Origin of the sequence: Microbacterium sp. 1262 (genome assembly GCF_040544895.1) — a bacterium.
Classification (GTDB): Bacteria; Actinomycetota; Actinomycetes; order Actinomycetales; family Microbacteriaceae; genus Microbacterium; species Microbacterium plantarum.
In genome coordinates this window covers 991,101-1,003,061 of the sequence record NZ_JBEPKU010000001.1, presented here as the reverse complement: position 1 = coordinate 1,003,061, position 11,961 = coordinate 991,101, and the positions used below count along the sequence as shown (strand labels likewise).

Annotated in this window: 14 protein-coding genes; all 14 read right to left on the bottom strand. The window is 71.3% G+C overall.

The window, feature by feature from the left end; translation table 11 throughout:
• Positions 1 to 11: 11 nt before the first annotated feature.
• From lgt to ABIC53_RS04625, 14 genes are read right to left on the bottom strand one after another with little or no spacing between them, the layout of a single operon-like run.
• Positions 12 to 986, bottom strand: coding sequence for a prolipoprotein diacylglyceryl transferase (gene lgt / locus ABIC53_RS04690; protein ID WP_274177915.1), 975 nt, complete (start codon positions 984 to 986; stop codon positions 12 to 14).
• Between the two features lie 43 nt (positions 987 to 1,029).
• On the bottom strand, positions 1,030 to 1,824 hold the full coding sequence (gene trpA / locus ABIC53_RS04685; RefSeq protein ID WP_112614846.1) for a tryptophan synthase subunit alpha: 795 nt from the start codon (positions 1,822 to 1,824) through the stop codon (positions 1,030 to 1,032).
• Entirely contained in the window at positions 1,821 to 3,080 is a 1,260-nt protein-coding gene (trpB, locus tag ABIC53_RS04680; RefSeq protein ID WP_112614848.1) for a tryptophan synthase subunit beta, read from the bottom strand. The genes trpA and trpB overlap by 4 nt, the downstream gene beginning before the upstream one ends.
• Entirely contained in the window at positions 3,077 to 3,853 is a 777-nt protein-coding gene (gene trpC / locus ABIC53_RS04675; protein ID WP_269266187.1) for an indole-3-glycerol phosphate synthase TrpC, read from the bottom strand. Before trpC ends, trpB begins: the two co-directional genes overlap by 4 nt.
• Before the next feature lies 1 nt (position 3,854).
• The gene (locus ABIC53_RS04670) at positions 3,855 to 4,082 is read right to left on the bottom strand and encodes a DUF6704 family protein (protein WP_023950623.1); all 228 of its coding nucleotides are present in this window, start codon (positions 4,080 to 4,082) and stop codon (positions 3,855 to 3,857) included.
• A gap of 47 nt (positions 4,083 to 4,129) precedes the next feature.
• Positions 4,130 to 4,735, bottom strand: coding sequence for a Trp biosynthesis-associated membrane protein (locus ABIC53_RS04665; protein ID WP_354450574.1), 606 nt, complete (start codon positions 4,733 to 4,735; stop codon positions 4,130 to 4,132).
• On the bottom strand, positions 4,732 to 5,091 hold the full coding sequence (gene hisI / locus ABIC53_RS04660; protein WP_354450572.1) for a phosphoribosyl-AMP cyclohydrolase: 360 nt from the start codon (positions 5,089 to 5,091) through the stop codon (positions 4,732 to 4,734). Before hisI ends, ABIC53_RS04665 begins: the two co-directional genes overlap by 4 nt.
• A complete protein-coding gene (gene hisF / locus ABIC53_RS04655; RefSeq protein WP_112614856.1) occupies positions 5,088 to 5,852 on the bottom strand; it encodes an imidazole glycerol phosphate synthase subunit HisF in 765 nt (254 codons plus the stop codon). Before hisF ends, hisI begins: the two co-directional genes overlap by 4 nt.
• 1 nt (position 5,853) lies before the next feature.
• Complete coding sequence (hisG, locus tag ABIC53_RS04650; RefSeq protein WP_354450570.1) at positions 5,854 to 6,696, bottom strand: ATP phosphoribosyltransferase; 843 nt, start codon at positions 6,694 to 6,696, stop codon at positions 5,854 to 5,856.
• A gap of 40 nt (positions 6,697 to 6,736) precedes the next feature.
• The gene (locus ABIC53_RS04645) at positions 6,737 to 7,000 is read right to left on the bottom strand and encodes a phosphoribosyl-ATP diphosphatase (RefSeq protein WP_023950618.1); all 264 of its coding nucleotides are present in this window, start codon (positions 6,998 to 7,000) and stop codon (positions 6,737 to 6,739) included.
• 52 nt (positions 7,001 to 7,052) lie between these two features.
• The gene (rpe, locus tag ABIC53_RS04640) at positions 7,053 to 7,730 is read right to left on the bottom strand and encodes a ribulose-phosphate 3-epimerase (protein WP_274177919.1); all 678 of its coding nucleotides are present in this window, start codon (positions 7,728 to 7,730) and stop codon (positions 7,053 to 7,055) included.
• 17 nt (positions 7,731 to 7,747) lie between these two features.
• Complete coding sequence (locus ABIC53_RS04635) at positions 7,748 to 9,100, bottom strand: RsmB/NOP family class I SAM-dependent RNA methyltransferase (protein ID WP_354450567.1); 1,353 nt, start codon at positions 9,098 to 9,100, stop codon at positions 7,748 to 7,750.
• A complete protein-coding gene (gene fmt / locus ABIC53_RS04630; RefSeq protein WP_354450565.1) occupies positions 9,097 to 10,017 on the bottom strand; it encodes a methionyl-tRNA formyltransferase in 921 nt (306 codons plus the stop codon). The genes ABIC53_RS04635 and fmt overlap by 4 nt, the downstream gene beginning before the upstream one ends.
• An 8-nt stretch (positions 10,018 to 10,025) precedes the next feature.
• Positions 10,026 to 11,957 carry a primosomal protein N' family DNA-binding protein gene (locus ABIC53_RS04625; RefSeq protein WP_354450563.1) on the bottom strand — a complete coding sequence of 644 codons (1,932 nt, stop codon included), beginning with the start codon at positions 11,955 to 11,957 and terminating at the stop codon, positions 10,026 to 10,028.
• Positions 11,958 to 11,961 lie beyond the last annotated feature (4 nt).

Here is an 11,961-nt window from a genome sequence, read left to right as displayed (position 1 = left end):
GCCCTGGGGAACTACTGCTTCGAGGTGACTGCGCTTGTGGCGCTGTCTGCGTGAGCTTCGGGCGTCGGGGGTGCGCTCAGATCCACGAAGTCTTCGGTGCTCTGCGATTGTAGCGCGCTCGGAGCGACCCATTCGCGACCCGGCTGATAAGGCGACGGCTCGTCGCCCGGGTGACGTCGCGTCTGCACCACGATGATCGCGATTCCGACCACGACGGCGAAGATCGCCGCCCAGACGTTGGTGCGGATGCCGAGGATGATCTCACTCGGGTCGATCCGGATCGACTCCCACACGATGCGGCCGGCGCCGTACCAGACGAGGTAGAGACCGAAGAGCTTGCCCCACTGCGCCCAGGCCTTGCGACCGACCCACAGCAGCACGAGCACGCCGAGACCGTTCCAGATCACCTCGTAGAGGAACGTCGGGTGGAAGAGCGTGTCAGGAGCCAGTCCCGCGGGGAACGCGGGGTTGTTGGGATTGATCTCCAGCCCCCAGGGCAGGTCGGTGGGGAGTCCGAAGAGCTCCTGGTTGAACCAGTTCCCGAAGCGCCCCATCGCCTGAGCGAGCAGGATTCCCGGAGCCAGCGCGTCGGCGAAGCTCCAGAACCGGATGCCGGTCCACTTGCAGCCGAGGTAGGCGCCCACGGCACCGCCGATGAGCGCACCGAAGATCGCGATGCCGCCTTCCCAGATGAAGAGCACCGCCCACGGGTTCTTGTCGGGTCCGAAGTAGAACCCCGGGTGCGTCAGGACGTGGAATGCGCGCGCACCCACCAGGGCCAACGGCACAGCCAGCAGTGCGATGTCGATGACGACCCACGGCTCCGCACCGCGCCTCGTGAGGCGGTGGTTGGTCATCAGCGTCGCGACGATGATCCCGGCGATGATGCACAGCGCGTAGAAGTGGATGCGCAGCGGGCCCAGGTCGATGTAGCTCACCGACGGGCTCGGGATGCTCGCGACGAGCGTGTGTGCAGCGTGGATCATCGGATCGTCCCTCGGAAATCGGTGGTCGTGCGACCGGAAAAGTCTAGACGCGCTCGCGGGCGGTGCCCGCCGCGAGTTCACGCGCGGTGTCGGTGAGTCCGGCCACTCCCCCGTCGCGCAGGGCACGCACGAGTGCGGTCCCGACGATGGCGCCGTCGGCATAGTCGACGACGCCCGCGACCTGCTCGGGCGTCGAGATGCCGATGCCGACGCAGGCGTGGGCTGCGCCGAGCGCACGGATACGGCCGACGAGAGTGCGGGCGGCCGCGTCGAGCTCCGTCCGCTCCCCCGTGATTCCCATGGTCGAAACGGTGTACACGAAGCCCGTGGAGGCCTCGACGATCATCCGCAGTCGCTCCTCGGTCGACGTCGGTGCGGCGAGGAAGACGCGGTCGAGCCCCGTGCGCTCCGACGCGGCGAGCCACTCTGGCGCTGCATCCGGAGTGATGTCCGGCGTGATCAGACCTGCACCGCCGGCCGAGACCAGGTCGTCGGCGAAGCGGTCGACGCCGTACTGCAGCACGGGGTTCCAGTAGGTCATGACGAGGATCGGGATGTCGACGCGCTCTGCGATCGCCCGGACTGCCGTGAAGGTGTCGCGCAGTCGGAAACCCGCGGCCAGGGCCACCTGGGTCGCCTCCTGGATGACGACGCCGTCCATCACGGGGTCGGAGTACGGGGGGCCGAGCTCGAGGACGTCGGCGCCGGCCTCTGCCAGCGCGACGGCGGCCTCGATGCTCGTCTCGAGATCGGGGAAGCCGAGCGGAAGGTAACCGACGAACGCGCCGCGCCCCTCGGCGTGTGCGGCCTCGATCGCCGCGGCCACGCGGGAGGTCACAGTTCCACTCCTTCGCCCGACGCCGCCTCGTCGTGTTCGGGCTCGACCACCGGCTCCGCACCGTCGTCGTACAGCTCGAACCAGCGCGCCGCGGTGTCCATGTCCTTATCGCCGCGCCCCGACAGGTTGACGGCGATGATGGCGTCGGGGCCGAGTTCACGTCCGATGCGCAGCGCACCGGCCAGCGCATGGGCCGACTCGATAGCGGGGATGATGCCCTCGGTGCGACTCAGCAGCCGCAGCGCCTCCATCGCCTCGGTGTCGGTGGCCGGGATGTAGGACGCACGACCGATGGACGCCAACCAGGCGTGCTCGGGGCCGACGCCCGGATAGTCGAGTCCCGCGGAGATCGAGTGCGACTCGACCGTCTGGCCGTCCTCGTCCTGCAGCACGAAAGTCTTCGCCCCGTGCAGGACGCCCGGGCGGCCCCGCCCGATCGACGCGGCGTGACGCTCGGTGTCGACTCCCTCACCCGCGGCCTCGACGCCGTACAGCGCGACGCCCTCGTCATCGAGGAAGGCGTCGAACATGCCGATCGCATTCGATCCGCCGCCGACGCAGGCGACGACGGCATCCGGAAGCCGACCGGTCTCGGCGAGGAGCTGCTCGCGTGCCTCTTCCGAGATGATTTTCTGGAAATCGCGCACCATGGCGGGGAACGGATGCGGCCCCGCCGCGGTGCCGAAGATGTAGTTGGTGGTCTCGACCGAGGCGACCCAGTCGCGGTACGCCTCGTTGATCGCATCCTTGAGGGTGCGCGACCCCGTCGTGACCGGCACGACCTCGGCGCCGAGCAAGCGCATCCGCGCGACGTTGAGCGCCTGCCGTTCCGTGTCGACCTCGCCCATGTAGATCGTGCAGTCGAAGCCGAACAGGGCTGCGGCCGTCGCCGTCGCGACGCCGTGCTGACCGGCTCCGGTCTCGGCGATGACGCGCGTCTTGCCGAGACGCTTGGTCAGCATCGCCTGACCGATCACGTTGTTGATCTTGTGCGAGCCGGTGTGGTTGAGATCCTCGCGCTTGAGGAACACGCGCGCGCCACCGGCGTGCTCGGCGAAACGCGGCACCTCCGTCAATGCGGACGGACGTCCGGCGTAGGTCGCGAGGGTCCGCGTCAGTTCGGCCGCGAACTCGGGGTCGGCCATGGCCGACTCGTATACCGCTGTCAGCTCGTCGATCGCCGCGATGAGGGATTCGGGCATGAATCGCCCGCCGAACTCACCGAAGAAGGGACCGTGCTGTTCTCGCAGGCTCACGCGCCGGCCTCCAGGAATGCGTGCAGGGTGGTCACGGGGTCGTTGGTCACGAGCGCCTCGCCGATCAGGACGGCGTCGGCACCCGCGCGACGGTAGTGGGACACGTCGTCGGGGGTGAGGACGGCGGACTCCGCGATCTTCACAGCGTCAGCCGGAAGGTGCTCCACGAGCCGGCCGAAGAGATCGCGATCGAGCTCGAACGTCGAAAGGTTGCGCGCGTTGACGCCGACCAGACGCGCTCCGATGTCGGCGGCACGATGCACCTCGTCGAGCGAGTGGGTCTCGACGAGCGGCGTCATGCCGAGTTCGAGCACGAGCTCGTGAAGCTCGGCCAGCACCGGCTGCTCAAGCGCGGCGACGATCAGCAGCACCAGGTCGGCGCCCGCTGCCCGTGCCTCGAAGACCTGGTAGGCGCCTGCGATGAAGTCCTTGCGGAGAACGGGGATCGATACCTCGGCGCGAACGGCCTCGAGGTCGGCCAGGCTCCCCTTGAAACGTCGACCCTCGGTCAGCACGGAGATGACGGATGCGCCGCCCTCCTGATACCGCGCGGCCTGCAGCGCCGGGTCGGGAATGGCGGCGAGATCGCCCCGCGAGGGGCTCGCGCGCTTGACCTCGGCGATGATCTTGACCCGCTCGGCCGGCGCGAGCGCCGCGAGGGCGTCCCGGGCCGGGGCCTGAGCGAGCGCGTCGCGCTCGACGACGGCGAGGGGCCGCTCGGCCGCACGGGCCTCGGCATCCTCGACGGCGCCGGCCGTGAGACCGGCCAGCACGTCAGTGCGCTTTCGGGGTGTACTTGTCGCCGTATGCGCCGTAGCCGGCCTTCGCCATGGCCCAGCCGACGATCAGGCCGACGACCAGGAGACCCGCGGACGCCCAGACCAGCACCGGCATGTCGAGCCAGAAGAACAGGGTGCCGAGCGCGAACGCCAGAAGCATGATCACCACAGCGGTCCACGCCGCCGGGGAGTGTCCGTGGCCGGGGTCGCCGATGTTGCTCATTGTTCTCCTTCGCGGGATTTCTCGGGCTGAGGTCAGTCTACCGGGGCTCAGGCGGTCGGATCGGACCCGCGGCTGAGGTCGTCCCAGGAATCGATCGGATCGTGCGAATCATGCGGACGCGATCCGCCGGGACGGCGGGCCTCGACAGCGGGGTCGGTGCGATAGCGGCGCGCGGTGCTGCGCCACGAGCGCGCCGTGACGAGAGTGAGCACGCCGCCCGCGCACACCACCAGCGCGCCGATCGCCGTGATCCAGGGCCAAGCGGTGACGGTGATGGCCGACACGAGGGTCCCGACCGCCTCGACCCCCGCGAGGCCCGTCGTGTCGGCGACGACGCCGACCACGGCCTCCGGCGGTGCCGTGAGGGCGATCCGCAGCGACTCGGCGAGGAGAGCCGCGCCGATGAGCACGCCGATGACACCGAAGACGTAGCGGAGCACCGTGCCGACGATCGACAGCGCCAGACCGAGCGCCAGCGCCGCCAGGCCGAGCGGGGTGACGAGCGGGAGCGCTTCGGTGCCCGGCACCGGAAGGACCGCCTGGGCGCCGTCGCGCAGCGTCGCCTCGAGCCAGGGCTGGGTCGCGCCGATGACCGCGAGGCCGCCGCCGACGACGGCCGCGAGGACGGCGAGCATGCGGGACCGGCGGGTCATGGCACCGCGACGACGGGGTCGAGGTCGTCCGCGTCGAAGCATGTGCGGGTGCCGGTGTGGCACGCAACACCAACCTGCTCGACGAGCAGGAGCACGGCGTCGCCGTCGCAGTCGAGCCGCGCCCCGCGGACGAGCTGGATGTGGCCGGACGTGTCGCCCTTGCGCCAGTACTCCTGGCGGGAGCGCGACCAGAAGGTCACGCGTCCGCTCGTGAGCGTTCGGCGCAGCGCCTCGGCATCCATCCACGCCAGCATGAGCACCTCGCGCGTGTCGTGCTGCTGGACGATAGCGGCGACGAGCCCGTTCGCGTCGAACGAGACCCGGGCGATGCGCTCGTCGATGCTGCTCTCGGTCATCGCCGCACCTCGATGCCCTGAGCGGTCAGCGCATCCTTCACGTCGCCGATCGTGAGCTGGCCCGAGTGGAACACGGATGCCGCCAGGACGGCATCCGCTCCTGCCTCGATGGCGGGGACGAAATGCTCCGTCGCACCCGCGCCGCCCGAGGCGATCACCGGGACGGACGAGATCTCGCGCATCAGCGAGATGAGCTCCAGATCGAAGCCGTCCTTGGTGCCGTCGGCATCGATCGAGTTGACGAGCAACTCCCCCGCACCCCGTTCGATGGCCTCGCGCGCCCAGGCGAGCGCGTCGATCGAGGTCGCCGTTCGCCCGCCGTGCGTCGTCACGACGAAACCCGATTCGGTGCCCTCGGCGCGCTTGACGTCGAGCGAGAGGACGAGGACCTGCGCACCGAAGCGGTCGGCGATCTCACCGAGCAGCTCGGGGCGAGCGATCGCGGCCGAGTTGACGCCGACCTTGTCGGCACCGACCGAGAGGAGCCGCGCCACATCGTCGACCGAGCGGACGCCGCCTCCCACGGTGAGCGGGATGAAGACCTGCTCCGCGGTGCGACGGACGACGTCGTAGGTCGTGGCGCGTCCGTCGACGGTCGCGGTGACGTCGAGGAAGGTCAGCTCGTCGGCGCCCTGCTCGAAGTAAAGTCGCGCGAGCTCGACCGGGTCGCCCATGTCGCGCAGATTCTCGAAGTTGACGCCCTTGACGACGCGACCGGCGGCGACGTCCAGGCACGGGATGACGCGGCGTGCCAACGTCATGTCAGAGCCTCGCGTTGTGGATCGCGGTGACGAGGATCGCGCGCGCGCCGATGGCGTACAGCTCGTCCATCGTCGTGTTCACGCTCGCGCGCGGCACCATCACGCGGACCGCCACCCACTCGGGGTCGCGCAGCGGCGAGATCGTCGGCGACTCGATGCCACCCGCGATAGCGACGGCCTCATCCACCAGCGCGGCCGGCAGGTCGTAGTCCACCAGCACGTAGCGGCGCGCGACGAGCACGCCGCGAAGCCGGCGCAGCAGCCGCTCGGTGCCGTCCGCATCGTGGGGACCCGCGATCAGCACGGCCTCCGAAAGCAGGATCTCGGGACCGAAGACCTCGAGTCCGGCCTGACGGAGGGTCGTGCCCGTCTCGACGACGTCGGCGACGGCATCTGCGACGCCCAGGCGGACCGCGGACTCGACGGCACCGTCGAGCGGCACGAGGTCGACGGCGATCCCGCGCTCGTCGAGGAACGCGTCGACGAGCCCGGGGTACGACGTCGCGATGCGCTTGCCGGCGAGCTCGGCCACGTCGGTGAACGTGCCGGTCGGGGCCGCGAAGCGGAAGGTCGAACCCGCGAAGCCGAGCCGTTCGATCTCGCGCGCGCCCGGCATGCGGGCGTCGAGCAGCAGGTCGCGGCCGGTGATGCCGACGTCGAGGGCGCCCGAGCCGACGTAGGTGGCGATGTCCTTCGGACGCAGGTAGAAGAACTCGACCTCGTTGACGGGGTCGATGACGTGGAGGTCCTTCGAGTCGCGGCGTCCGGTGTATCCGGCCTCGGCCAGCATCTCGGCGGCGGTCTCGGCGAGCGATCCCTTGTTCGGGACGGCGATGCGCAGCATGGGGGTCTTTCTGTCTCGGAGCGGGAGGGCGGGGCGTCGCTCAGAGATGTCGGTAGACGTCTTCGGGGCTCAGACCCTTGCTGATCATGAGCACCTGCAGGTGGTAGAGCAGCTGCGAGATCTCCTCGGCCGTCTCGGCATCGGACTGGTACTCGGCCGCCATCCAGACCTCGGCCGCCTCTTCGACGATCTTCTTGCCGATGGCGTGCACACCGCGGTCGAGCTGCGCGACCGTGCCCGAGCCCTCGGGCCGGGTCTCGGCGATAGAGGTGAGCTCTGCGAACAGCGCGTCGAACGTCTTCACCTAGCCAGGGTACCGGCCCGCGACGGGCGATCCGACCGCGGCGGGCGACGGATCAGTGCCGGTGCGCCCGCAGCGCCCGATCGCGGAGGCTCGCGATCGCGGCATCCGGATCGTCGGCGCCGAACACCGCCGAGCCGGCCACGAACGTGTCGGCTCCGGCCTCGGCCGCCTGCGCGATCGTCGACTCGGAGATGCCGCCGTCGACCTGCAGCCAGACGGAAGAACCGCGACGGCGCGCCTCGTCGGCGAGCCGGCGGAGCTTGGGCATCTGGTCGGCCATGAAGCTCTGGCCGCCGAAGCCCGGTTCGACCGTCATGACGAGGATCTGATCGAACTCGTCCAGCACGTCGAAGAGGCCTTCGACGGGCGTTGCGGGCTTGACGGCGACACCGGCGCGTGAGCCGACCGAGCGCAGCCGGCGAGCGAGCGCGACGGGGTCCGTGGCGGCCTCGAGATGGAAGGTGACGCTCGCGGCACCGAGCTCGGCGTAGCCGGGACCCCAGCGATCGACGTCCGAGATCATCAGGTGGACGTCGAGCGGAATCGGACTCGTGGCCTGGATCCGCTCGACCATTTGCGGCCCGAACGTCAGGTTCGGGACGAAGTGGTTGTCCATCACATCGACGTGGACGAAGTCGGCCGATCGGATGCGGCCGAGCTCGGCCTGCATGTTCACGAAATCCGCGGCCAGGATGCTGGGGTTGATGCGCAGGGCGTCGGCGTCGCTCACTCCCCCATTATCGCCGTTCACGGCTTCTGCAGCAGGGTGATGGACATGGCGTCGGTGCCGTGGCGGTGGGGCCACAGCTGCGCGCGGCCCGACCCGTCCTGCGGCTCGGGCAGATCGATCTCTCCCCGACTGACCGCCCGGACGACCTCGCGGGCATCGAGCTCCCGGAGATCGGGGTGGGCTGCTCGCACGTCGGCGACGACCACGGCGGTCTCGGCGAGGTGGGGAGAACAGGTCACGTAGGCGACGACCCCGCCCGGGGCGAGCGCATCGACGGCGGCGGAGAGCAGTTCGCGCTGGAGGGCGCTGAGGTCGGGGACATCCGCGGGGCTCTTGCGCCAGCGCGCCTCCGGCCGGCGACGGAGCGCGCCGAGCCCCGTGCAGGGCGCATCGACGAGGATGCGGTCGTAACGACCTCGGCCGGCACGCTCGCGCCCGTCCTCCTCCGACACCGGCACCTCGAGCGGAACGCCGGCGACCGAGGATCGAACGAGACGTGCGCGCGCAGGCGAGATCTCGTTGGCCTCGAGCACGGCACCTCCCGCCAGGGCCTCGGCGGCCAGCACAGCGGTCTTGCCGCCCGGCGCGGCGCACAGATCGAGCCAGCGCTCACCGGCGCGGACCGGGAGCGCGCGCGACAGCGCGAGCGCCGCGAGCTGGGAACCCTCGTCTTGGACGCGGATGCGGCCTTCCGCACGACGCACCAGCGGCTCGGGATCACCGCCGTCGTGGCGGAAACCGAGCGGTGAGTACGGGGTCCGTGCCCGGTCGGCGGGGATGTCGGCGAGGCCCGGCAGCGCGGTCATCGTGACGCTCGGCGAGACGTTGTCGGCGGCCAGCAGCTCGTCGAGTTCGTCCGCGCGCCCCTCGGCCGCGAGTGCCCGACGGAACGCACGGATGACCCATACCGGGTGGGAGTAGCGCAGCCCCAGCCGCTCGTCGTCCGAGCGCGCTGCGGCATCCACCCGCTGCAGCCAATCGCCCGGGTTGTCCCGCGCGATGCGTCGCAGGACCGCGTTGGCGAAACCGGCCGCGTTGGGCGCGCCCGCGCGCCGCACCAGCTCGACGCTCTCGTTCACCGCGGCATGAGACGCGACCCGCGTCGACAGCAGCTGATGGACACCGAGGCGCAGCGCGTCGCGCACCGGCGGATCGATCGTCTCGATGGAACGCCCTGACGCCTGCTCGATGATCGCGTCGTAGGTGCCCTGGCGGCGCAGCGTGCCGTATGTCAGCTCGGTCGCGAGCCCGGCGTCGGCAGGGCTCAGTCCCGCCCGCCGGAGCTCCTGCGGCAGAAGGAGGTTCGCATACGCGTCGGAGTCGGCCACCGCGCGCAGCACGTCGAAGGCGACACGGCGTGCGGGGTTCACGATCCCGCCTCGAGGCTGTCGGCGCGCAGTCCGCGCCACCAGTCGGGAGCCGGCATCGCGCCGCGCCCCGCGGGCTGCACCGACAGGAGCGAGATCGTGCCGTCGGCGGTTCCGACGAGGACCTCCTTACCGACGAGGCGAATCTCGCGCGGTGCGAGGGCAGCGGCATCCGGCCCGCGCCTCGCAGACAGCACCTTGAGCCGCTGCCCGGCCACCGTGGTGTGCGCGCCGGGCTCGGGCGTCGTGCCGCGGAAGCGGTCGAGCACCGTGTCGCCGGGCAGTGCGAAATCGAGGAGCCCGTCGGCGAGCGTGAGCTTGGGAGCGAGGGTCGGCGCGCCCGTCTGCGGGACGGCGGTCGCGGTGCCGTCGGCGATCGCGTCGACGACATCCGAGACGGTGTCCGCACCCAGATCCGCGAGTTCGGCGAGAAGTCGCCCCGCGGTGGCGCCCCGGTCCACCGGGTGGCGCGTCTGCGCGAAGACATCGCCCGCGTCGAGCTCAGGAACGAGCTGGAACACGCTTACGCCGCTGACCCGGTCCCCGGCGATGAGCGAATGCTGCACCGGTGCCGCCCCGCGCCAGGCCGGCAGCAGCGAGAAGTGCAGGTTGATCCACCCGTGCCGCGGTGCCGACAGGAGCGGCTCGCGCACCAGCCCTCCGTACGCGACGATGACGCCGAGGTCGGCGCCCCACGACGTGATCGTCTCCGTCGCCGCCGCATCGAGGCGGTCGGTCTTCAGCACCGGCAGTCCGAGCTCAACCGCGAGCGCGCCGACCGGCGAGGGCGTCAGCACGCGCTTGCGACCGAGCGGCGCGTCGCGGCGCGTCACGACTCCGACGACCTCGTGGCGAGAGGCGGCGAGTCGCCGGAGCGAGGGCAGGGCGGGTTCCGGTGTCCCGGCGAAGACGATGCGCATGGCGCTCCTCACAGATCGAGATCGGGCACGTCGAGACGTACTCTGAGTGTATTGCGCGGTCCTGGCGGCGCCCCGCGCCGACGACGCCCGCGCAGCGCCGCAGCGACGACCGACGCCCGAAGCGACTCGGCCACCGCGCCCCCCAGCGCGTACTCGAACCGCACGAGCGCACGGACGGCGTCTTCGCGCGGCACGGGGCCGAGAATCGACGTCTCGGTCAGAGCGGGCACATCGGCCCGCAGCTGCTCGATCGCCTCCGATACGGCTGACGCGGTCCCTTCCACGGCCGCGACGCGGACCGTCGGCGGCATGTGGAGCGAGGCCCTCTCGGCGAGCTCCGCCCGGGCGTACGCCGGTTGCGTCCATGTCGCGAGCGCGCGGGCGGCGGGACCCGCGACACCGACGAGGTGCACCGGCGCACCGGGCGCCGCGAGAGCCGCAGCATCCGACCACCACCGCAGACACGCCTCGGCGATCCGCAGCTGCTCGGTCATCAGCATCCGATCGCCGTCGAGCAGAATGACGGCGTGGTACCCGCCGGCGGCGAAGGGCTCCGCGCCGCGCGTCGCGATCACGAGGGCGGGTCTCGCATCGACGTGGGTGACCTGGTGCTCGCCGTCGGAGACGATGACACGGGTGTTCGGGAAGGCGCGTCCGAGCTCGTCGGCCGTGCGCTCGCTCCCCGACGACGCCATGCGCAGGCGCTGGGAGGAGCACGACGCGCATCCCCACGCCGGCGCACCCCGCCCGCACCACGCGCACTCGGGAACGGCACCCGGCCGACGAGCGCGCAGCGGACCGGCGCAATGCGCGCAGCGCGCCGGCGTGCGGCAGTCGGCGCACACCAGCACCGGGGCGTACCCGGGTCGTGCCACCTGCACCAGAACGGGTCCGTGCGTCAGCGCCTCGCGCGCCGCGGCGAACGCCGCCGACGGGACCCGCGTGCCCCGCGACTCGCCCTCGCGCGTCGCCGACAGCACGACCCGGGGGCTCTCACGACGGCGGGCCGCGATCTCGCGCACCCAGCCGAGTGCTACGAGACGCTCGACGTCGGTCGTCCGTGTCAGACCGACGAAGACCAGCGCGCAGGCCTGGAGCTCCTGCCGGACGAGGGCGGCGTCTCGCGCATGCACACCCGGGCTCAGCGGCTCCGCGAGCAGCGGATCGCCGTCGTCCCAGAGGAGGACGGCGCCGACGTCATGGGCAGGGGCGTACACGCTCGACCGATTGCCCACCACGATGCACGGCACCGGGGCCAGCAGCCGAAGGTACCCCGCGTAGCGCTCGGGGCCCGAGCGGCGCGCATCGTCCCTGACGACCGCTCCCTCGTCGACCCGACGCGCCAGGACGGAGAGGACATGCGCCTCGTCTCGGTGGTCGGGCACGACGACGACCGCGCTCTTGCCCCGCGCGAGCGTGAGCACGGCCAGCGCGGCGAGCAGTTCGGACCAGGCGGGGACGTCCTCGGCGGGGCGGGGCGGGGCGTCGACCGCGAGGCGCTCGCCGTTCTCGACCGCACCCTCCAGATCGGGGTACGCCGCCGTCGTCTCGCGGGCCCAGGCGAGGGACTCCGCGCTCACGACCGGTACGTCAGGCGGACCGGAGGCCGCCCAGGCCTTCTCGGCCCGCACCATCCGTTTCGGGATCACCAGCCGCAGGACATCGCTCGCCGACCCCGCGGCCCGATCGGCCACCCGGCGCGCGTGGGCGTAGAGCCGCTCCGTCAGCACCTCGACGGGCGAAACGACATCCTCGAGCTCGGACAGGGGACGGTCGCCGTCGGTCTCGTCGCCGAGCTCGACGAGGTAGCCCTCGACGGTGCGCCCGACCGTGCGGAGCGGCACCTTGACCCGCACACCGGGCAACGCGGCCTCGCGGAGGACGTCGGGAACGACGTAGTCGAAGAGGCGATCGAGCTGCGGCAGGGGCGAATCGATCAATACT

What these genes read in the sequence shown, in the direction of transcription:
- lgt (WP_274177915.1), bottom strand. Translation starts at nt 986, where the DNA reads ATGATCCACGCTGCACACACGCTCGTCGCGAGCATCCCGAGCCCGTCG.
- ABIC53_RS04670 (WP_023950623.1), bottom strand. Translation starts at nt 4,082, where the DNA reads ATGAGCAACATCGGCGACCCCGGCCACGGACACTCCCCGGCGGCGTGG.
- ABIC53_RS04665 (WP_354450574.1), bottom strand. Translation starts at nt 4,735, where the DNA reads ATGACCCGCCGGTCCCGCATGCTCGCCGTCCTCGCGGCCGTCGTCGGC.
- hisI (WP_354450572.1), bottom strand. Translation starts at nt 5,091, where the DNA reads ATGACCGAGAGCAGCATCGACGAGCGCATCGCCCGGGTCTCGTTCGAC.
- hisF (WP_112614856.1), bottom strand. Translation starts at nt 5,852, where the DNA reads ATGACGTTGGCACGCCGCGTCATCCCGTGCCTGGACGTCGCCGCCGGT.
- hisG (WP_354450570.1), bottom strand. Translation starts at nt 6,696, where the DNA reads ATGCTGCGCATCGCCGTCCCGAACAAGGGATCGCTCGCCGAGACCGCC.
- fmt (WP_354450565.1), bottom strand. Translation starts at nt 10,017, where the DNA reads ATGCGCATCGTCTTCGCCGGGACACCGGAACCCGCCCTGCCCTCGCTC.